Annotated in this window: 16 protein-coding genes and 1 pseudogene; 10 read left to right on the top strand and 7 right to left on the bottom strand. The window is 70.1% G+C overall.

Annotated features, from left to right (window positions below):
* Window positions 1-17: 17 nt before the first annotated feature.
* Window positions 18-1,442: an amidase gene (locus AQJ91_RS30625; RefSeq protein ID WP_067027970.1), complete on the bottom strand. Its 1,425-nt coding sequence runs from the start codon at window positions 1,440-1,442 to the stop codon at window positions 18-20.
* 248 nt (window positions 1,443-1,690) lie between these two features.
* Between AQJ91_RS30625 and AQJ91_RS30620 the strand changes: the two genes are divergently transcribed.
* Window positions 1,691-3,079 (top strand): glycoside hydrolase family 43 protein, encoded by a 1,389-nt coding sequence (locus tag AQJ91_RS30620; protein WP_067027968.1) that lies wholly within the window; start codon window positions 1,691-1,693, stop codon window positions 3,077-3,079.
* A gap of 56 nt (window positions 3,080-3,135) precedes the next feature.
* On the opposite strand, the pseudogene AQJ91_RS52560 reads toward AQJ91_RS30620, so the two are convergent.
* The 3 genes and pseudogenes from AQJ91_RS52560 to AQJ91_RS54640 all read right to left on the bottom strand — a co-directional run.
* A pseudogene (locus tag AQJ91_RS52560) lies at window positions 3,136-3,527 on the bottom strand (YciI family protein); the annotation flags it as partial.
* A gap of 128 nt (window positions 3,528-3,655) precedes the next feature.
* Window positions 3,656-6,886, bottom strand: a complete 3,231-nt coding sequence (icmF, locus tag AQJ91_RS30610; RefSeq protein ID WP_067027966.1) for a fused isobutyryl-CoA mutase/GTPase IcmF — start codon at window positions 6,884-6,886, stop codon at window positions 3,656-3,658.
* A 143-nt stretch (window positions 6,887-7,029) separates the two neighbouring features.
* The gene (locus AQJ91_RS54640; protein ID WP_199848063.1) at window positions 7,030-7,332 is read right to left on the bottom strand and encodes a hypothetical protein; all 303 of its coding nucleotides are present in this window, start codon (window positions 7,330-7,332) and stop codon (window positions 7,030-7,032) included.
* On the opposite strand from AQJ91_RS54640, the gene AQJ91_RS30605 reads away from it, so the two are divergent.
* The 3 genes from AQJ91_RS30605 to lpdA all read left to right on the top strand — a co-directional run bounded on the left by AQJ91_RS30605 (window position 7,306) and on the right by lpdA (window position 10,229).
* Complete coding sequence (locus AQJ91_RS30605; RefSeq protein WP_234383091.1) at window positions 7,306-7,881, top strand: hypothetical protein; 576 nt, start codon at window positions 7,306-7,308, stop codon at window positions 7,879-7,881. The genes AQJ91_RS54640 and AQJ91_RS30605 overlap by 27 nt on opposite strands.
* Window positions 7,878-8,750, top strand: coding sequence for a class I SAM-dependent methyltransferase (locus AQJ91_RS30600; RefSeq protein WP_067027964.1), 873 nt, complete (start codon window positions 7,878-7,880; stop codon window positions 8,748-8,750). The genes AQJ91_RS30605 and AQJ91_RS30600 overlap by 4 nt, the downstream gene beginning before the upstream one ends.
* A 66-nt stretch (window positions 8,751-8,816) precedes the next feature.
* The gene (gene lpdA / locus AQJ91_RS30595; protein ID WP_067027962.1) at window positions 8,817-10,229 is read left to right on the top strand and encodes a dihydrolipoyl dehydrogenase; all 1,413 of its coding nucleotides are present in this window, start codon (window positions 8,817-8,819) and stop codon (window positions 10,227-10,229) included.
* 107 nt (window positions 10,230-10,336) lie between these two features.
* Here lpdA and AQJ91_RS57500 read toward each other — a convergent pair whose 3' ends face one another.
* The 3 genes from AQJ91_RS57500 to AQJ91_RS30580 all read right to left on the bottom strand — a co-directional run bounded on the left by AQJ91_RS57500 (window position 10,337) and on the right by AQJ91_RS30580 (window position 12,568).
* The gene (locus AQJ91_RS57500; protein WP_079085292.1) at window positions 10,337-10,651 is read right to left on the bottom strand and encodes a hypothetical protein; all 315 of its coding nucleotides are present in this window, start codon (window positions 10,649-10,651) and stop codon (window positions 10,337-10,339) included.
* The gene (locus AQJ91_RS58440) at window positions 10,615-11,211 is read right to left on the bottom strand and encodes a X2-like carbohydrate binding domain-containing protein (protein ID WP_407696950.1); all 597 of its coding nucleotides are present in this window, start codon (window positions 11,209-11,211) and stop codon (window positions 10,615-10,617) included. The genes AQJ91_RS57500 and AQJ91_RS58440 overlap by 37 nt, the downstream gene beginning before the upstream one ends.
* 409 nt (window positions 11,212-11,620) lie before the next feature.
* Window positions 11,621-12,568, bottom strand: a complete 948-nt coding sequence (locus AQJ91_RS30580) for a methionyl-tRNA formyltransferase (RefSeq protein WP_067027960.1) — start codon at window positions 12,566-12,568, stop codon at window positions 11,621-11,623.
* A gap of 251 nt (window positions 12,569-12,819) precedes the next feature.
* Between AQJ91_RS30580 and AQJ91_RS30575 the strand changes: the two genes are divergently transcribed.
* The 6 genes from AQJ91_RS30575 (at window position 12,820) to AQJ91_RS30550 (ending at window position 20,176) form a co-directional block, all read left to right on the top strand.
* Window positions 12,820-14,175 (top strand): lysine N(6)-hydroxylase/L-ornithine N(5)-oxygenase family protein, encoded by a 1,356-nt coding sequence (locus AQJ91_RS30575; RefSeq protein ID WP_067027959.1) that lies wholly within the window; start codon window positions 12,820-12,822, stop codon window positions 14,173-14,175.
* 31 nt (window positions 14,176-14,206) lie between these two features.
* Window positions 14,207-15,280 carry a FecCD family ABC transporter permease gene (locus AQJ91_RS30570; RefSeq protein WP_234383089.1) on the top strand — a complete coding sequence of 358 codons (1,074 nt, stop codon included), beginning with the start codon at window positions 14,207-14,209 and terminating at the stop codon, window positions 15,278-15,280.
* Window positions 15,277-16,338: a FecCD family ABC transporter permease gene (locus AQJ91_RS30565; RefSeq protein WP_067027956.1), complete on the top strand. Its 1,062-nt coding sequence runs from the start codon at window positions 15,277-15,279 to the stop codon at window positions 16,336-16,338. The genes AQJ91_RS30570 and AQJ91_RS30565 overlap by 4 nt, the downstream gene beginning before the upstream one ends.
* 40 nt (window positions 16,339-16,378) lie before the next feature.
* Entirely contained in the window at window positions 16,379-17,218 is an 840-nt protein-coding gene (locus tag AQJ91_RS30560) for an ABC transporter ATP-binding protein (RefSeq protein WP_067027954.1), read from the top strand.
* Window positions 17,219-17,330: 112 nt separating this feature from the next.
* Window positions 17,331-18,392 carry an iron-siderophore ABC transporter substrate-binding protein gene (locus tag AQJ91_RS30555; RefSeq protein ID WP_067027952.1) on the top strand — a complete coding sequence of 354 codons (1,062 nt, stop codon included), beginning with the start codon at window positions 17,331-17,333 and terminating at the stop codon, window positions 18,390-18,392.
* Window positions 18,389-20,176 (top strand): ABC transporter ATP-binding protein, encoded by a 1,788-nt coding sequence (locus AQJ91_RS30550; RefSeq protein WP_067027950.1) that lies wholly within the window; start codon window positions 18,389-18,391, stop codon window positions 20,174-20,176. The genes AQJ91_RS30555 and AQJ91_RS30550 overlap by 4 nt, the downstream gene beginning before the upstream one ends.
* The last annotated feature ends 23 nt before the right edge of the window (window positions 20,177-20,199 follow it).

Raw genomic sequence — 20,199 nt, 5'->3', positions numbered from 1 at the left:
CGGCCTGCCGAACTCCCTTACGCCGCCGGGGAATCCGAGGCCACCGCGAGCGGCGGCCATGCCTCGTGCCAGCGCAGGTCGGCCTCCAGTTGCGCGGCGAGTGAGATGAGCAGGGGCTCACTGTCGGCCGGTCCGAGGAGCTGGGCGCCGACGGGCAGGCCGCCCGGGGCGAAGCCGGCGGGGACGTTGACGCCGGGCCAGCCCAGGACGTTCCACGGCCAGGCGTAGGGGCAGGCGGCGATCATCGCGCGGTCGGTGGCCAGGCCGTTCAGGTTCAGCATCGAGCCGATCCGCGGTGGGGGAGCGGCCGTTGTCGGCGCGAGGATCACGTCGTACGACTCGAGGAACCGGCCGAGCCGGCGGTGCAGAACCGCCTCCGCACGCCGCGCCGCCCGCAGCGGGGCCCCGCCGAGCAGCCGGCCCAGCCGGGCGGCGTCCCGGGTGCGCCGGTCGAGGAGTGCGGGGAACGGGATCTCGCTGACGTACTCCGCGAGACCGACGGTCGCGCGCGGTACGAAGGTCAGCCCGATCTGACCGTACGGCGGATCGGCCTCCTCGACGGTGTGTCCCAACGTGCTGAGTTTCTCGGCGAGTTGGACGACCCGGGCGCGCACTTCCGGATGCAGGCGTGCGGGCAGGGCGGTGAACGGCGGTTTGAGGGAGAGCGCGATGCGCAGCCGGCCCGGGTCGCGGCGTGCGGCTTCCGAGGCGTCGACGGCCGGCGGGCGGTGCGGGTCGAGTTCGTGGTTGCCGCTCGCCGCGTCCAGGAGGAGGGCCGCGTCGGCCACCGTTCGGGCGAGGGTGCCGTTGACCGTGATGCCCTGGAAGGACTCGCCGCGAGGCCAGGTGGAGATGCGGCCGCGCTGCGGCTTGATGCCGATGAGATGGGTCCAGGAGGCCGGGATCCGCACCGACCCGGCGCCGTCCGAGCCGAGCGCGGCGGGCACGAGACCGGCGGCGACCGCGGCCGCCGAGCCGCCGGACGAGCCGCCGGGAGTGTGCTCCGGGTGCCACGGGTTGCGGGTCGCCCCGAAGGCGGGCCCCTCGGTGAACGGCCACTGCCCGAGCTCGCAGGTGTTGGTCTTGCCGACGATCAAGGCCCCGGCCGCGCGCAGCCGCCGTACGGCCTCGCCGTCCTCGGCGACCGCCGGGAACTCTCCCCGGCAGCCGAACGCGGTCGGTGCACCGGCCACGTCCATGTCGTCCTTCACGGCGACGGGCACACCGAGCAGCGGCCGGCGCACCCCGGCACCGAGCTCCTTGTCCGCCTCCTCGGCCTCGGCGAGCGCGGCCTCGGCCCGGACGACCCGGAAGGCGTTGACCGAGCCCCGCGTCGCCTCGATCCGCGCCAGAGCCGCTTCGACGAGCGCCCGGGACGTCACCTCTCCGTCGGCCAGCGCACGGGCGGACTCCGCCAGGCCGGTGGCACGGTCGAGCGTCATGCGGGACACCTCCGGGGCGTATGTCACACGTTGCCCACCGAACGGTAACGTCTGTGCGGCCGATGACGGAACAGCCCTGGCCGGAGCCGATGTCCGGTGCACCGCACAGCTTTCCCACAGAACTCATCGGGCCGTGCGCAAACCATTGACGTGATCCTGACCCGGCCCTACCTTCTGATCGATTTGCCGAACCGAGTTCGTTATTTCGGACATCGAAGTCTGAAGGAAAGTCCGAGGGAGAGCCGCCCGTGACCACGAGACCCCGTACGCCGTCCCGCCGCACCCTGCTGCGCGCGATGGCCGCCCTGCCCGCATCCGCGCTCGTCCTCGGTGAAGTGCCGGGACTGCTCGGCACGGCCGCGGCCGCAGCCCCGCCGAGCGGCTCCGCCACCCGCTACACCATCGTGCCGTTCCTCAACAGCACCGACGGCACGGTGAACGTCTACCAGTCCGACGACGCCACGGACTTCAGACTGCTGCGGTCCTCCGCGTACACGCCCCCCAGCAACCGCATCCGTGACGCGAGCATCATCAGGCACACCGACGGCTACTACTACATCACCTACACCACGCACACCTGGCAGGACACCAGCACCACGATCGGCTTCGCCCGCAGCACCGACCGGGTCAACTGGACGTTCCTGTACGACTACACGGTCCCGATCGCCAACCTCTCCCGTGCCTGGGCGCCCGAGTGGTTCGTCGACAGCGACGGCAGCGTGAACGTCATCGTGTCCTGCTCGACCACCAACGACCAGTGGATCTTCACGCCGTATCTGCTGAAGGCCACGAACTCCGGCCTGACGGCGTGGAGTTCACCCGTGGCGCTGTCCGGCATCGGCGCGAACCATATCGACACGTTCATCGTGAAGATCGGCTCGACCTATCACGCCTTCACCAAGAACGAGACGACGAAGTACATCGAGTACGCGACGGCGTCGAACCTCACGGGCCCCTACACGATTTCGAGGACCGGCAACTGGGCGGGCTGGGGCAGCTACCGCGAAGGCCCGGCGCTCGTACAGCTGGACAACGGCGCCTGGCGTCTCTTCTTCGACGGCTACGGCGACGGCAGCTACTACTACAGCGACAGCTACGACACCTTCGCCACCTGGAGCGCGCCGAGGGCCATGCCGGGGATCTCGGGCACGGCACGCCACTTCACCGTCATCAAGGAGACGGTCTCGGGCGGCCCGGCCCTGGCCAAGAACGTCACCCGCTCCTTCCAGTCGGCCAACTACACCACGCGCTACTGGCAGACCCAGTCCTCGCTCCTCAACCTCCCGGTGGTGAGCGGCTCCAGCAGCACCGCCGAGAAGCAGGCGGCCACGTTCACGGTGGTCCCCGGCCTGGCCGACGCCAACGGCTACTCCTTCCGCGACGCGTCCGGCAACTACCTCCGCCACTGGGGCTTCCGCGCCCGCTTCGACGCGAACGACGGCACGTCGACGTTCGCGAAGGACGCGACGTACGTCGCCCGTGCGGGGACGTCGAGCGGGTCGATGCGCTTCGAGTCGTACAACTACCCCGGTTATTACCTGCGGCACTACAGCTATCAGCTGCGGGTGGAACGGGCGGACGGGACGGATCTGTTCCGGCAGGACAGTTCGTTCGTGCCGGTGACATCCTGGGCCTGACCTGCATCCCTGCTGACCTGGGATCTCGAGGTGTGGTTGCGGCCCCTGTGTGCGCTCGTCGTCGTAGGGGGCGCCGCCTGTCTCCCTGGCCGCAAACGAAGATGCTTGATGCCCGGCACCGGGGCGGCCGACAACTCCCCGGCCAGCTCGACGGCACGCTCGTAGCTGTCGACGTCGATGATCATCCAGCCGGCGATGAGGTCCTTGGTCTCGGCGAACGGTCCGTCGGTGACCGGCGGGCGCCCTCACCGTCGTAGCGGACCCACGCTCCCTCGGGGGCGAGCGCCTGACCGTCGACGAACTCGCCTGTCTTCTCCAGCCGGGCCGCGAAGTCGTTCATGTACTGCACGTGGGCCGAGATCTCCTCCGGCGTCCACTGGGCCATGGGCACGTCGTTCACTGCAGCCGGGGCGCCGCGGTAGTACTTGAGCAGCAGGTACTTGGCCATCGTGATACTCCTCGGTGCTGATGCGACCCATTGTGGTCGCGTTCACAGCGGGGACGGAGCAGGCCACGGGTTCTCGACATCGCCGCCCGTTTTTTTGGCTCTCGTGGCGCGAGGGCGAGGTCCTTTGGTCAGACGTTGCGTCGGTACTGGCCGCCGACCTCGAAGAAGGCGTCGGTGATCTGCTGGAGCGAACAGGCGCGGGCGGCGTCCATGAGGACGGCGAAGACGTTGTCGCCGCTCACCGCGGCCTCCTTGAGGGCGGTCAGCGCGGTGTGGGCCGGGTCGCGGTGCCGGGCCTGGAAGTCCCGTACCCGCTCCAGCTGGGACTGCTTCTCCGCTTCCGTGGCGCGGGCCAGTTCGATGGCGCCGGGTTCGGCGGTGTCAGCGTCGGGGTTGCGGAAGGTGTTGACGCCGATGAGGGGCAGGGTGCCGTCGTGCTTGCGCTGCTCGTAGAGCATCGACTCGTCCTGGATACGGCCGCGTTGGTAGCCGGTCTCCATGGCGCCGAGGACGCCGCCGCGTTCGCTGATCCGCTCGAACTCCTGGAGGACCGCTTCCTCGACCAGGTCGGTGAGTTCGTCGATGACGAACGATCCCTGGAGGGGGTTCTCGTTCATGGCCAGGCCCCATTCCCGGTTGATGATCAGCTGGATGGCCAGGGCCCGGCGGACGGATTCCTCGGTGGGGGTGGTGACCGCCTCGTCGTAGGCGTTGGTGTGCAGGCTGTTGCAGTTGTCGTAGATGGCGATGAGGGCCTGGAGGGTGGTGCGGATGTCGTTGAAGTCCATCTCCTGGGCGTGCAGGGAGCGGCCCGAGGTCTGGACGTGGTACTTGAGCTTCTGGCTTCGCTCGCCCGCGCCGTACCTCTCCTTCATCGCCACCGCCCAGACGCGGCGCGCGACCCGGCCCAGCACCGAGTACTCCGGATCCATGCCGTTGGAGAAGAAGAACGACAGGTTCGGGGCGAAGTCGTCGATGTGCATGCCCCGGGCGAGGTAGGCCTCGACGTAGGTGAAGCCGTTGGCGAGGGTGAAGGCGAGCTGGCTGATCGGGTTCGCGCCGGCTTCCGCGATGTGGTAACCGGAGATGGACACCGAGTAGAAGTTGCGGACCTTGTGCGCGATGAACCACTCCTGGATGTCCGCCATCATCCGCAGGGAGAACTCGGTGGAGAACAGGCACGTGTTCTGGCCCTGGTCCTCCTTCAGGATGTCGGCCTGCACCGTGCCGCGTACGCTCGCCAGCGCGTGCGCGCGCAGCTCCGCGGCCTCCTCCTGCGAGGGGTCGCGACCCTCGACGGCGCGGAACCTCTCCACCTGCTGGTCGATCGCGGCGTTGAGGAAGAACGCCAGGATCGTCGGCGCGGGTCCGTTGATCGTCATGGAGACCGAGGTCGTCGGCGCGACCAGGTCGAAGCCGTCGTAGAGGGCCTTCATATCCTCCAGCGTGGCCACCGACACGCCGGAGGTGCCGACCTTGCCGTAGATGTCGGGACGCTCGTCCGGGTCACGGCCGTAGAGGGTGACGGAGTCGAAGGCGGTGGACAGGCGGGTGGCCGGCTGGCCCTCGGACAGCAGCTTGAAGCGCCGGTTGGTGCGGAACGGATCGCCCTCGCCGGCGAACATCCGCGCCGGGTCCTCACCGTCACGTTTGAAGGGGAACACCCCGGCGGTGAAGGGGAAGTAGCCGGGCAGGTTCTCCCCGCGCCAGAACCGCACCAGTTCCCCGTGGTCGGTGAACCGGGGCAGGGCGACGCGGGGGATCCTGTTGCCCGAGAGGGATTCGCGGGTCAGCCTGGTGCGGATCTCCCGGTCGCGGACCTTCACGACCTGCTCGTCGCCGGAGTAGGAGGCCACGACGGCGGGCCAGTTGGCGATCTGCTCCGTGACGTCGTGCGGGAGCTGCTTGACGGCGTCGGAGAGCAGGGACTCCACGTTCCCGGCGTCGGAGCCGGCCTGCACGAGCTCGCCCCTGACCTGCTCCAGGCGTTGGGCCCGCCGGGCCGCCTCGGCCAGCCGCTCGGTCTCCGAGTGGTACGTGCGGATCGTGCCGGTGATCTCGGCGAGGTAGCGGACCCGGTCGGCGGGGACCACCTGGCGGATGCCGGAGGAGTGGCGTACGTCGACCGGCGCCAGCGTGCCCTCGGACACCGGCAGCCCCTCCTCCGTCAGCGCGGCCTTCAGGTGCTGGTGGAGCGCGGTGACCCCGTCGTCGTTGAACGTGGCCGCCGAGGTACCGAACACCGGCATCTCCTCGGGCCGCATGCCGAACGCCTCACGGTTGCGGACCAGTTGGCGGCCCACGTCGCGCAGCGCGTCCTTGGCGCCGCGCCGCTCGAACTTGTTGATCGCCACGACGTCGGCGAAGTCGAGCATGTCGATCTTCTCCAGCTGCGAGGCGGCGCCGAACTCCGGCGTCATCACGTACAGCGAGGTGTCGACGAACGGCACGATCGCCGCGTCGCCCTGGCCGATCCCCGGCGTCTCCACGATCACCAGGTCGAAGCCGGCGGCCTTGACCACGTCGATCACGTCGGACAGGTGCTCGGGCAGCTCGCGGCTGCCGCGGGTGGCCAGGCTGCGGAAGAACACCCGGTTCCCGTCGAGGGAGTTCATCCGGATCCGGTCACCCAGCAGCGCACCGCCACCGCGGCGGCGGGTCGGATCGACCGCGATCACCGCGATCCGCAGCTTGTCCTGCTGGTCCATGCGGAACCGGCGCACCAGCTCGTCGGTCAGCGACGACTTCCCCGACCCGCCGGTGCCGGTGATGCCGAGCACCGGCCTGCTCCGCGCCCCCGCGGCGGCGCGGAGCTGCGCCAGGAAATCCGCGGGCAGCTTGCCGAGTTCCGCGCCGGTGATGGCGCGGGCGATCGCGAACCGGTCGCCGGCGAGCACGGCGGCCGGGTCGGCCGGTTTGCCGTCCCAGAGGTCGAAGTCGCAGTCCCGTACAACCGAGTTGACCATCCCGGCGAGGCCCAGTCGCTGACCGTCCTCCGGGGAGAAGATGGTCACCCCGCTGGTGCGCAGCCGGGCGATCTCCTCGGGCACGATCACGCCGCCTCCGCCGCCCACCACACGGACGTGCCCCGCTCCCCGGGCGTGCAGCGACTCGACCAGGTACTCGAAGTACTCGACGTGCCCGCCCTGGTAGGACGAGACCGCCACACCGTGGGCGTCCTCCTCCAGCGCCGCGTCCACGACCTCCTGCACCGACCGGTTGTGTCCCAGGTGGATCACTTCGGCGCCCTGGGACTGGAAGATCCGCCGCATGATGTTGATCGACGCGTCATGCCCGTCGAACAGGGCCGACGCGGTGACCAGACGGACGGGGTGCACAGGGCGGTGCAGATCGCTCATGGGGGCCTTCCCGGCAGGGCAGGGGCAACGCTGGCAAGAGAGATACTAGGACGTCCTAGTAAATTGCCGGAGGTGATGGCCCTGTGACTAGCAGCACACAGCGGTGGTCAGGGGCTGAAGCGTGCGTGGAGGACGGCCGTCCGTCAGTTCGGCCGCTCCGCGAGCGCCTTCGGCGGCAGGGGCGGTTCGTGCGCGGCCATGTCGAGGAGGACCAGAGCGTCGTGTGCGGCCCTGACGCCGTGGCGTTCCCGCAGACGCAGACGCAGCCGCGGGCCCGCCCCTGGGTTGGGGCGCAGGCTCTGCGGCAGCAACTTCACGCGGGGCCGTACGCTCCTGCCGGGCACCGTCGGCGGCTCGGGCGCCTGCTCGCCCGCCGCGTCCACGAGGCCGTCGGAGGCGCCGAACACCTCGACCTCACCGTGCTGCTCGGCTCCGGCGAGCGGCACGGCGGTGACGCGGTGCGCTGGACCGTGGAGGGGCTGGCCGAGCCGGTCACGGCCCGCCCGCGGCGGACCGCACTGCCCGGGTACGGCACCCGGACCGCCCACCCCTTCCCCTTCTCCGACCAGCACACCCTGCCGCGTACGCTCGGCGCCCCCGAGGTGACCACCCGGCTGTGCCTGGACTCCCGGCCGCTGACCGCCACGCTCTTCGCCCTGCGCCGCACCGGGCTGCTGCGCGCCGCCCGCCGGCCGGGCGTACGACGGATGCTGACCGGCGCCTTCCGCCGGGTCCACCTCGGGGACGACGGCTTCGCGATACGCGCCGACGCCCGGCAAGGCGACCGCCACGCGACCTACGCGCTCACCGGACACGGACAGAGCCGGGTCACCGGCCTGGTCGCCGCGTACGTCACCCGTGAACTGCTCACCGGCACTCCGCCAACCGGCGTGCACCACATCGAACAGCTGCCGACCCTGGCCCGACAGCCGGAGACCCTGGCCGCCGAACACGGCGTCGAGCTGCACCCGCTCCACGAAGACCCCGACCGGTGACCGGCGGCTGGAACGGCGGCGATTACGCCGCCGCCAGCGATGCCTGGGCCCACGCCGCCGACCACGTGACCGCCACGGCCCTGGCCGAACTCGGCCCCACCACGGCCGGGCCCGCACCGCGCGTACTCGACGTGGCCACCGGCACCGGCACCGGACCCGCGGCCCTCGCCGCCGCCCGCGCCGGGGCCGCGGCCGTGGGCCTGGACGGCGAGCCCGGACTGCTGCGGACGGCCGGGGAACGCGCCCGGCGGGCAGGACTCGCCGCTGCGGCGCGTTTCGTCGTCGGGGACGCGCTGGCACTGCCGTTCCCGCCCGGCTCCTTCGATACGGTCCTGTCCACCTTCGGCGTGATGTTCGCCCCCGACGCCCGCCAGGTCGCCGCCGAACTGGTCCGGGTCTGCCGGCCCGGAGGGATCGTGGCCGTCGCCTCCTGGACACCCGACGGCGTGATGGGCCGGGTCGCTCCGACCGTCACCCGGCACCTGGACCGGCCGTCAGCCGCACCGCCCCCGACCCGCTGGGGCGACCCCCGACACGTCCGGACCTGGTTCGCGCCGCTCCCCGTGACCCTACGGACCCGCATCGCGCACGTCCGGGTCACCTACCCGTCCGTGGCGCACGCCGTCACCGTCATCGAGAACAAGCCCGGCCCGTTGCGGGCCCACCGGTCCGCCCTGCAGGCCCTCGGCCGCTGGGACGACGCCTGGGCCGACCTGGCCGCGCTGTTCGACGCGCACAACTGTTCCACCGGCGCGGATCTGGTCTTCGACGCTCCCTGTCTGCTGACTGTCGGGCGAGTCCACGGACCGGGCAGGGGCGGGGACTCCTGCCAGCGGCGGGTTGCGGGAGCTGGCCCGGGGCGCGGATGATCCAGTTGAGGCCGGTCAGGTCCACTGACGCCCGATGCCGGGTCGCCCCGTGAGAAAGGACTCTCGATGGACGAGCAGGACGAGCGCTTCGACGTCGTCGTACTCGGTGCGGGCCCCGGCGGCTACGTCGCCGCCGTCCGCGCCGCCCAGCTCGGTAAACGCGTCGCGGTGGTGGAGGAGAAGTACTGGGGCGGCGTCTGCCTGAACGTGGGCTGCATCCCCACCAAGGCCCTGCTGCGCAACGCCGAACTGGCGCACATCTTCACCCGCGAGGCGAAGACCTTCGGCATCAAGGTCGACGGGCAGGTCTCCTTCGACTACGGCGAGGCGTTCCGGCGCAGTCGCAAGGTGGCGGACGGCCGCGTCAAGGGCGTCCACTACCTGATGAAGAAGAACAAGATCACGGAGATCGACGGCCGCGGCACGTTCCTCGACCCGCACACGCTCCAGGTGGCCGGCTACGACGGCAACACCCGCACCATCGGCTTCGACCACTGCATCATCGCCACTGGTGCCACACCCAAGCTGCTGCCCGGCACCCGCCGCACGGCGCGCGTGGTGACGTACGAGGAGCAGATCCTCGCCGAGGACCTCCCGCAGTCGATCGTCATCGCGGGCGCCGGCGCGATCGGCATCGAGTTCGCCTACGTCCTGCACAACTACGGCGTCAAGGTCACGATCGTCGAGTTCCTGGACCGCGTCGCCCCGCTCGAGGACGCCGACGTCTCCGCCGAACTCGCCCGCCAGTACCGCAAGCTGGGCATCGACGTGCTCACCTCCACCCGTGTCGAGTCCATCGACGAGTCCGGTCCGCGGGCCCGTGTCACGGTCACCGGCAAGGACGGCAACCAGCAGGTACTGGAGGCCGACAAGGTGCTCCAGGCGATCGGCTTCGCGCCGAACGTCACCGGCTACGGCCTGGAGAAGACCGGCGTGACGGTCACCGAGCGCGGCGCGATCGACGTGGACGGCCGTTGCCGCACCTCCGTCCCGCACATCTACGCCATCGGCGACGTCACCGCGAAGCTGATGCTCGCGCACGCCGCCGAGGCGATGGGCGTGATCGCCGCCGAGACGCTCGCCGACGCGGAGACCATGGAACTCGACTACGTGATGATCCCGCGCGCCACGTACTGCCAACCGCAGGTCGCCAGCTTCGGCTACACCGAGGCGCAGGCCCGCGAGCGCGGCTACGACGTGAAGGTGGCCAAGTTCCCGTTCACCGCGAACGGCAAGTCCCACGGCCTCGGCGACACCACCGGCTTCGTCAAGCTCATCAGCGACGCGAAGTACGGCGAGCTCATCGGCGGCCACCTCATCGGCCCGGACGTCACCGAGCTGTTGCCCGAACTGACCCTGGCCCAGCAGTGGGACCTGACGGTTCACGAGGTCGCCCGCAATGTGCACGCCCACCCGACCCTCGGCGAGGCGGTGAAGGAGGCGGTGCACGGCCTGGCCGGCCACATGATCAACATGTGAGACGAGCCGCTGGGGCGAGGACGAGGCGGTCGGGCCGCCTCAGCCGGTGGTGTCCGAGCACGGGGCTTGCGGGGCGCGGCCGCGTACCGGCCGTGCCACCGCGTCGGTCAGGCGGTTGTGCCGTTCACCGTGCTGCCCGCCCTGGTGACGTGGTAGGTCGCCGTGGCGCCGCTCCGGAAGTGGAAGGTGAGCGTCACCCGGGAGCCGTCCTTCAGCGAGTTGACGAACTCGGAGGTCAGCTTGATGGAGTCGTCGGTGTACGCCGAGAAGGCGGTGTCCCATTGCTGGTACGAGGTCCAGGCGGAGGGGCCCGCGTTGCTGCTGCCGTCGTCGTACTTGCCCTCCATCGTCGCCGGCATGTCGCCTCGGAACTGGGTGGGGATGGTCAGGCCGTTGGTGTTGCCGGAGACGTTCGACAGCACCGGGCGTCGTAGGTGATCACATCGATCCGCCACGGGACACCGCGGGAGAACCTGGCCTCCGGCGTGGCGTTGACTCCGTACGCCCGGTCGCCGGCCAGCGCGGTGAGCGCGGCCGCCGTCAGCGTGAGCCGCTTGCCGGAGACGGTGTGGTCCCTGCCCTGCGCGAGGTTGCGGGAGCCGTGCCGCAGGCCCTGGAAGTCGGTGCCGTTCGGGTTCAGGGTGAGCGTCTGGCTCGTGATGGCGCTCGACTTCGGCAGGAACACCATGTCGCTGGAGGCGGTTCCCGCGGCGGGCCGTCGCCACAAGGACCTGAGTGAGGTGTGTGCCGGTGGGCCCCAACTGGGCTTGCCCCCGGGGCGGCCCTGGATGCCGGCCTCCCCGATGAGGATGCCGCTGAGGGCGCGCAGCACCGCCCAGCCGCGGGCGCGGCGCAGGGGCGCCGCATCCGGGAGCGGCTCGTAGGCGCCGTAGAAGCGGTTGGCGGCGCCGTCCGGCAGCAGGATCCAGCGTCTCCTCCTGTTCCGCCGCCGCGGCCGGGCCGCCGCGACGCCGAGTGACACCGCGGAATGAGACCGGGAGTGACACCACCCGGCCCGCCGGTTGCGTACGCGTACCGGCGACGGTGTCCCGGGCCCTGCTGACCTGCTGGCCGCGGCGGTGGCTCCGCCCTCTCCACGAGACGGCGGGGCCACTGCGGACTTCGCCGTGCTGGTCAATCTGACGGACGTGCCGGCAGCGCTATCAGGATCTGGCCCGCGCGCTTGAGTGAGAGAAGAGCCGGATGTCCCATCGCATCGCGCGGTGGCCGGACGGGGACTGGTGGTGCGAGAGGAGTGCCCTGAAGACGGGCGCGGCGCGTTCGTGGTGATCACGGAGACGGGGCGTGCGGCGATCGAGGTCCTGATCGACGGCCGACGCTGAGCGCCGCCGCGCGGACCGAGATCCGCGCAGCGGCGCTTTCGTCGGTGCTCAGGGACGGCTCGTGAGATAGCCGCCCATGGAGGTGAAGTACTCCATCGCCCCCAACTCCCGGCCGTCCTCCGTCCGTACGCGTGTGATGGCCAGGCCGTGGTTGCGGCCGGTGCGGGCGTCGGCTCCGGCGACGATCACCACGCCGTCGCCCTCGCGGTAGAAGATGCGGCCGGGCGTACCGCCGTAGCGGCCCTCGGAGACCACGGCGGCGAGGATCTCGAGTCGCTTGCCCTTGTGGAAGGTGAAGGTGCTGGGGTACGGCTCGGACTGGGCGCGGACCAGGCGTTCGAGGTCCGCCGCCGGCCAGGTCCAGTCGATACGGCTGTCTTCCAGGGACCGCTTGTGGAAGAAGCTGGCCTGGGACCGGTCCTGCCTGGTGAACTCGGTCTGGCCGGCGGCGATGAGGCCGAGCGCGCCGATGGTGACCGGGGCGATCAGGTCGACGGTCTTGTGGAAGAGGTCGGTGGCGGTGTCCGTCGGTCCGACCGGCACCGCCTCCTGCCGGACGATGTCGCCGGCGTCGAGCTCGTCGTCCATCATGTGCGCGGTGACGCCCACTTCGGGCTCGCCGTTGATCAGGGCCCAGATCAGCGGGGAGAAGCCCGCGTACTTCGGCAGCAGCGAGTCGTGGACGTTCAGTGTGCCGTGGCGTGGCAGGCCGAAGATGCGCGGGGGGATCCACGTACGCCAGTTGTTGGCCACGATGATGTCCGGGTCGGCCTCCTTGAGGCGCTCGAACAGCTCGTCGTCGTCAGGGCGGTTGCGGATCAGGACCGGGACGCCGTGCTCCTCGGCGAGGTCGGCGACGGAGTCGCTCCAGATCTTCTCGTACGCGTGCTCGCTCTTGGGATGCGTCACGACCAGGAGCACGTCGTGTTCGGAGTCCAGGAGGGCTTGCAGGGTGCGGTGCCCCCAGGTCTGGTAGCCGAACATGACGACCCGCATGGGGTTCCTCCTCGAAGCAGGGATTGTCCGAGGCAAGTAAAGCAAGGCTTACCTTAGTGTGCAACGGGCCTGTATGGTGCACCAGTTGGGGCGGTGGGCGCCGGTACCGGTTACCCGTTCCGCTCTATCGACAGCTCCGCGGGATTAGCTTAGGCTCACCTAAGTTCCTGGTGTGTCGCTTTGTCGGCATGCCCACCCTTCGTACTTTCCCCAACGCCTGACAGGCGACTGCCCCGCACGATGGGAGAGACATGTCACAGGTTCTTCCTGGTGACGCAACACCGGTCCACGACCTCATTGGCATCGGCTTCGGACCGTCCAATGTGGCCATGGCGATCGCGCTGAGCGAGCACAACGCACGGGTCGGCAGGCAGAAGGCGGTCACCGCGCTGTTCTTCGAGCAGCAGCCCCTCTTCGGTTGGCACCGCGGCATGCTGATCGACGACGCGACCATGCAGGTGTCCTTCCTGAAGGACCTGGTGACGCTCCGGAACCCGGCCAGCGAGTTCAGCTTCCTCTGCTACCTGAAGAGCAAGGGACGGCTGATCGACTTCATCAACCACAAGAACCTCTTTCCGCTGCGGGTGGAGTTCCACGACTACTTCGAGTGGGCCGCGGCCAAGGTCGACGACATGGTCTCCTACGGCCATGAGGTCGTCGGCGTCGCGCCGGTCGTCCGCGAAGGGGCCGTGGAGTACCTGGAAGTGACGGTCCGTTCGGGGGAGGGGCTGATGGTCCACCGGGCCCGCAACCTCGTCATCGGTACGGGGCTTCGTCCCCTCATGCCCCAGGGCGTGGAGCGCGGCGACCGCGTCTGGCACAACTCCGAACTGCTCGCGAAAGTCGACGGACTTGAGGGCACCTCACCCTCCCGGTTCATCGTCGTGGGCGCCGGGCAGAGCGCTGCCGAGAACGTCGCCTACCTGCACCGCCGTTTCCCCGAGGCCGAGGTCTGCGCGGTCTTCTCCCGATACGGCTACAGCCCCGCCGACGACAGCAGCTTCGCCAACCGGATCTTCGATCCCGAGGCGGTCGACGAGTACTTCGCCGCGCCCGACCCCGTCAAACGCCGGCTGATGGACTACCACGGCAACACCAACTACTCCGTGGTGGACATCGACCTGATCGACGACCTGTACCGGCAGGTGTACCAGGAGAAGGTCCTCGGCACCGAGCGGCTCCGCTTCCTCAACGTGTCCCGGCTCACCGACGTCAAGGAGACGCAGGGCTCGGTGCGTGCCACCGTGCAGTCGCTCGTCACCGGCGAGGAGACGCTCCTGGACGCGGACGTCGTGGTCTTCGCCACCGGCTACAGCCCCGCCGACCCCCTGGGCCTCCTCGGCGAGGTCGCCGACCGCTGCCTCCGCGACGACGAGGGCCGCGTGCGCGTCGAGCGCGACTACCGCATCGCGACGGATCCCGGCCTGCGCTGCGGCATCTATCTGCAGGGCGGTACGGAACACACGCACGGCATCACGTCGGCGCTGCTGTCCAACACCGCCATCAGGGTCGGCGAGATCCTGGACTCGCTCCTCGACCGGGGCCGCAAGTCCGCTTCCGACGAGGCCCGTCCGGTCGCCGACGGAACGGGCAGCACCGCCCGCTAGTCCGCCCGTGCAACCCCGTGAAATCAAAGGGATGACGTACGTCGACATGGGCACGACTGCAGTGGAGCGCCCCGCGCCCAGGGGCACAACAGAGGCCCGGCGGCGGCGGGTTGTGGGTTTGGGCATGCTGGTGGCGATCCTTGTGGCCGCTGGGGCGGTGTCGTTGGCCGTCGGTGCGCGCGCGTTGAGTCCTGCCGAGGTGTGGCACGGGCTGTTCGCGGCGCCGGACTCCGATCAGCGGCTCACCGAGATCCGGCTCATCGTGCAGACCGTGCGGGTGCCCCGGACGGTGCTCGCCATCGTGGCGGGCATCGCGCTGGGGGTCGGCGGCGCGTTGATCCAGGGCTACACGCGCAACCCGATCGCCGACACCGGCCTGCTGGGCGTGAACTCCGGCGCCTCGTTCGCCGTGGTGACGGCGATCGCCGTGTTCGGGTTCACCGACCCGTTCCAGTACGTCTGGTTCGCCTTCCTGGGGGCGGCCGTCGCCGGCGTCGTCGTGTTCGGACTGGCCAGCATCGGCCGGGGAGCCGGCAACCCCTTGACGCTCGCCCTGGCCGGGCAGGGGGTCACGGTGTTCCTCGCGGCGATGACCACGGCCATCGCGCTGACGGACCAGGCGTCGCTGAACGTGCTGCGGTTCTGGAACGCGGGCTCCGTCGCCGGTGTCGGATTCGACGTCATCTGGCCGGTGACCGCGTTCATCGCGGCCGGGCTGGTGCCGGCACTGATCACGCTGCCCGCCATCAACCTGCTCAACCTGGGAGACGACGTGGCGCGCGGGCTGGGCGTGAACATCGCGCTGAGCCGGACCGTCGGCATCGCCGCCATCACCCTGCTGGCGGGCTCGGCGACGGCGGCGTGCGGCCCCATCGCGTTTCTCGGGCTCATGGTGGCCCATGTGGCCCGGTATCTGACCGGGCCGGACTATCGCTGGCTGGTGCCGTACGCGGGTCTGCTCGGTGCCGTCATCCTGCTGGTCTGCGACATCGTGGGCCGTCTGGTGGTGCGGCCGGGGGAGTTGGACGCGGGTGTCCTTGTCGCTCTCCTCGGCGCCCCGTTCTTCGCGGGTCTGGTGTGGCGCGGAAAGTTCAAGAAAGCATGAACGGGACGGACACGAAGTCATCGGTGGCGCCGGGTGTGCGGCTCGGGCATGTGTCGTTCGTCTGGCGACCCTGGCTCGTGTGCGTCACGCTCCTGCTGGCGGCGGCCACCTTCCTGGTGTTCTGCCTGTCCATCGGTGTCGGGGACTTCCCCGTCAGCTTGCCCCAGGTGATCGCCACGATCCTCGGCCGGGGCGAGCAGGTCGACGAGTTCGTGATCATGGACCTGCGGATGCCGCGGGCCCTGGCCGGGCTCGTCGTGGGGATCGCGCTGGGGGTGTCCGGGGCGATCACACAGTCCATCGCGCGCAATCCGCTGGCCAGCCCGGACATTCTGGGCATCACCAGCGGCGCCAGCGCGGTCGCGGTGTTCGGGGTGACGGTGTCGGGTGGGACCGCCGCGGCGGTCGTCGACTCCGTGGGCCTGTCCGCGGCGGCGCTCGCGGGCGGTCTCGGCACGGGTCTGCTGGTGTACTTCCTGGCGTGGCGGCGCGGCATCGACGGCTTCCGGCTCATCCTCATCGGCATCTCGGTGAGCGCCGTGATGGAGGCGATCACGACCTGGCTGCTGGTCACGGCCGACATCAGGGACGTGGCCCGGGCCCAGGCGTGGCTGGTCGGGTCGCTGGACAACCGGTCGTGGGACGAGGTCCGGATCGCGCTCTGGGGCACGCTCGCCCTGATGGTCGTCGTGGCAGGTACCGCCTTCCAGTTCAAGCCGATGCACCTCGGCGACGAGGTCGCCGCGGGCCTGGGCGTCCGGTACTCCAGGGTGCGGGCGGTGCTGCTGCTGTGCGCGGTCCTGCTGGCCGGGGTGGCGGTGAGCGCGGCGGGTCCGGTCCCGTTCGTCGCGCTGGTGGCGCCGCAGGTGGCGATGCGTCTGGCGAGGTGCCCGACGCCGCCGTTGGTGGCCTCCGGCGTGGTGGGAGCCCTGCTGCTGATCGGCGCTGACCTGGTCGCGCGCACGGCACTGCCGATCAGTCTTCCGGTCGGTGTGGTGACCGCCGCGATCGGCGGCCCCTTCCTTGTCTATCTGCTGGTGCGGGCGAACCTCAGATAGATGATGCAAAGCTTGGGCAAGCCTGAACAGAGGGGGCCTGGTGGTCGCTCAGCACATCACCGAGATCGAGTCCGGTGTCGATGACGTCGCACGGCTGGCAGCGAGAGGTGTCACGGTCGGGTACGGCAGCCGGATCGTCATCGACGATCTCGACGTGGCGATCCCGCCAGGGGTGATCACCACGATCATCGGCCCCAACGGCTGTGGGAAGTCAACCCTGTTGCGGACCCTGTCACGGCTGCTCAAGCCGGCCAAGGGCACGGTCGTGCTGGACGGCGACGACATAGCCAGGCTCAGGACCAGGGACGTGGCGAAGAAGCTCGGCCTGCTGCCCCAGGCACCGGTCGCGCCGGAGGGGCTGACGGTGTCCGATCTGGTCGCCAGGGGCCGCCATCCGCACCAGAGCTGGCTGCGCCAGTGGTCCTCGGACGACGCCGCCGTCGTGGAGCGCGCGCTCGCCATGACCGGGGTGTCCGATCTGGCGGACCGTCCGGTCGACGCTCTGTCCGGCGGACAGCGGCAACGCGTCTGGATCTCCATGACCCTGGCCCAGGGCACCGACCTGCTGCTGCTGGACGAGCCCACCACCTACCTGGACCTGGCGCACGCGATCGACGTGCTCGACCTGGTGGACGACCTGCACGAGTCGGGCTGCACCGTGGTCATGGTGCTGCACGACCTCAACCTGGCCACGCGCTACAGCGACAACCTCATCGTGATGCGGGAGGGGGCGATCCTGGCGCAGGGGCACCCGCGTGACGTCATCACAGCCGAGTTGCTCCACGAGGCGTTCGGACTGAACGCCAAGGTGATCGACGACCCGGTCGGCGACCGGCCGCTCATCGTGCCGATCGGCCGCACCCACGTACAACTCGACTGATTCCCGGGAAAGTTGCATAAGTAAGGCTAGGCTAACCTCACTTGAGCACGGTAAGGTTTGCCTGCCCTTAGACGGGGGCGTAGTGGACAGCGCGACAGCAAGGGGATTCCGGATGCTCCTCCACAGAACGACGCGTATGAAGCCCTGGCGGCGGTTGGCGGCGGTGGTGTCCGCCGCGGCTCTCGGCGTCGGCCTCCTCGCGGGATGCGGTTCCGACTCGGACTCGGCGGACAAGGCGAGCGACAACACCTCGACCACCGCCGCCGGCGCATTCCCGGTCACGGTGGAGCACGCGTTCGGATCCACGAAGATCAGCAAGACTCCCGAGCGGGTCGTCTCCGTCGGCTACACCGACGACCAGACCATCCTCGCGTTCGGCATCAAGCCGGTCGGCATGGTCGACCAGTACCCGAACCCCGCCGGCCAGACCCCCGACATCAACACCCAGTGGCCCTGGGTGAAGGACAAGTGGGGCGACACCCAGCCCGAGGTCATCATGAAGAACGGTGACTCCGGCCCCAACTACGAGAAGATCGCCGCCCTGCGCCCGGACCTGATCATCGCGGTCTACTCCGAGATCGACCAGGCCGCCTACGACAAGCTCTCCAAGATCGCGCCGACCGTGGGCCGTACCAAGGCCGAGAAGGAGCCGTTCAGCGCGCCCTGGCAGGACAACGCGCTGCACATCGCCAAGGCACTCGGCAAGGCCGAGGAGGGCGAGAAGATGGTGGAGGACATCCAGGGCCGGCTCGACGCGGCCAAGGAGGCACACCCCGAGTTCGCGGACCAGACCGCCGTCGTACTGTCCTGGTACGAGGACTCGGTGGCGCCGTTCACCTCGACCGACGTGCGTGGACGGCTGGTTTCGGGCATCGGCTTCAAGTACCGGACCGAGATCGACAAGGTCGCCGACGGCAGCTTCTACACCAAGCTCTCGCCCGAGCGCATCGACCTGGTCGACGTCGACCGCATCTTCGTCATCAACGACAAGGCGGACACGGAAGCGCTGAAGAAGTTCAAGCTCTTCACCAACCTGGACGCGGCCAAGAACGGCAAGGTGTCGTACCTGCTGGACAGTGAGGGCCCGGCGGTCGGCGCGGCCATCTCCCAGGGCACCCTGCTGTCCATGCCCTACGCGGTCGACGAGCTCGTCAAGTCGGTCGGCCAGGTGTGAGCGCCACTGACACGCGCGTAGCCCCGGCGACTCTGCGTACGGCGACCGGACGCGGGGCCTCCCGATGGGTCGCGGCGCACTGCCGCGAGGTGCCCTGGCTGACGGCGGCCACCGTGCTCACCACGGTGGCCGGGGCGGCGCTCCAGGTGCTCCCGGTGCTGCTGCTCGGCCGGGTGGTCGACGGGGTGGTCGAGGGCGAACCACGCTCGGTCCTGGTCACGATCGGCGTGCTGATGGTGGCCGCCGCGCTGCTCGGCGCGGCGGCCACCGCGGTGTCGACCTATCTGATCGGGCGGCTCGGCGCGGATCTGCTCGCGCGGCTGCGCGAAGGTGCCGTCCGGGCGGTGCTGGGGATGCCGAGCGCACGGATCGAGCAGGTCGGCCGCGGCGACGTGCTGTCCCGGGTCGGCGACGACGTGGCCGTCATCTCCAAGGGCATCCGTACGGCCATCCCCACGGTGTTCTCGGCGGGCGTGCTGGTCGTCATCGCCACGGTCGGCATGTTCGGCCTCGACTGGCGGCTCGGCCTGGCCGGCGCCGGGGCGCTGCCCGCGTACGCGCTGGCCCTGCGCTGGTATCTCCCCCGGTCCGCCCCGCTCTACCGGAAACAGCGGGCGGCCCAGGCCGACCGTGCGCAGGCGCTGATCAGTGGTCTGAACGGGATCGACACCGTCCGGGCGTACCGCCTCGAGGACGCCTTCCGCGAGAAGGTCACCACCGAGTCGTGGCGCGTGCGCGATCTCGGCATCGAGGTGTTCCGGTTCTTCGGCCGGTTCGTCGGCAGGGAGAACCGCGCCGAGTTCATCGGCCTTGTCCTCATCCTCGCGGTGGGATACGCGCTGTTGGAGGCCGACGCCGCCAGCCTGGGCGAGGTGGCGGCGGCCCCGCTGCTGTTCCACCGGCTGTTCACCCCGCTGGGCGCCATCATGTTCACCTTCGACGAGGCGCAGAAGTCGGGCGCGAGCCTGACCCGGCTGGTCGGGGTGCTGGGGGAGGCCGCGGAGGACCGGCTGGTGGGCGACGCGGCCGTCGAGTCGGCGGACGCCGGACCGTACCCCGTGACGGTGGAGGGACTGACGTTCCGTTACCCCGACACCGAGGAGCCGGTCCTGCGGGACGTCAACCTGACGATCCCCGCCGGTGGTTCGCTCGCGCTGGTGGGCGCGACGGGCGCTGGCAAGACGACTCTGGCCGCGCTGATCGCCGGCATCGGGACCCCGCAGGCCGGGTCGGTGCGTGTGGGGTCGACCGACCTCGCCGGTCTGGACGAGGCCGGGGCGCGGGCGCTGGTGAGCATCCTGACGCAGGAGACGCACGTGTTCTCCGGTCCGCTCGCCGAGGATCTGCGGCTGGCCGCGCCCGAGGTGACCGACGGCGAGCTGATGGACGCGTTGCGCACGGTCGGCGCCGACGAGTGGGTCGAGGCGCTGCCCGAGGGGCTGGACACCCTGGTCGGCGAGGGCGGCGAGCGCCTGGACGTCACCAAGGTCGCCCAGATCGCCTTGGCCCGGCTGGTGTTGGGCAGGTCACCGGTGGTGGTGCTGGACGAGTCGACCGCGGAGGCCGGCAGCGCGGGCGCCGCCGAGCTGGAGCGGGCCGTGATGGCGGCGTGCGCGGGCCGGACCACGCTGTTCGTGGCGCACCGGCTCACCCAGGCGATGGCGGCGGACCGGATCGCCGTACTGGACGCGGGACGCGTGGTGGAGCAGGGCACGCACGAGGAGCTGGTGGCTCTGGGCGGCCGGTACGCGCGACTGTGGCGGGCCTGGCGAGAAGGCAGTTAGGTAACCCTCATTTAGGTTGGGCT

This window comes from Streptomyces dysideae, from assembly GCF_001514305.1.
Taxonomy (GTDB): domain Bacteria; phylum Actinomycetota; class Actinomycetes; order Streptomycetales; family Streptomycetaceae; genus Streptomyces; species Streptomyces dysideae.
Note: the sequence above shows the minus strand (reverse complement) of the source record. Positions and strands in the feature narration are given on the sequence as shown.

Coding starts and splice junctions, on each gene's coding strand:
- AQJ91_RS30625 (WP_067027970.1), bottom strand. CDS start 1,442: ATGACGCTCGACCGTGCCACCGGCCTGGCGGAGTCCGCCCGTGCGCTG.
- icmF (WP_067027966.1), bottom strand. CDS start 6,886: ATGAGCGATCTGCACCGCCCTGTGCACCCCGTCCGTCTGGTCACCGCG.
- lpdA (WP_067027962.1), top strand. CDS start 8,817: ATGGACGAGCAGGACGAGCGCTTCGACGTCGTCGTACTCGGTGCGGGC.
- AQJ91_RS30580 (WP_067027960.1), bottom strand. CDS start 12,568: ATGCGGGTCGTCATGTTCGGCTACCAGACCTGGGGGCACCGCACCCTG.
- AQJ91_RS30575 (WP_067027959.1), top strand. CDS start 12,820: ATGTCACAGGTTCTTCCTGGTGACGCAACACCGGTCCACGACCTCATT.
- AQJ91_RS30570 (WP_234383089.1), top strand. CDS start 14,207: ATGACGTACGTCGACATGGGCACGACTGCAGTGGAGCGCCCCGCGCCC.
- AQJ91_RS30565 (WP_067027956.1), top strand. CDS start 15,277: ATGAACGGGACGGACACGAAGTCATCGGTGGCGCCGGGTGTGCGGCTC.
- AQJ91_RS30555 (WP_067027952.1), top strand. CDS start 17,331: ATGCTCCTCCACAGAACGACGCGTATGAAGCCCTGGCGGCGGTTGGCG.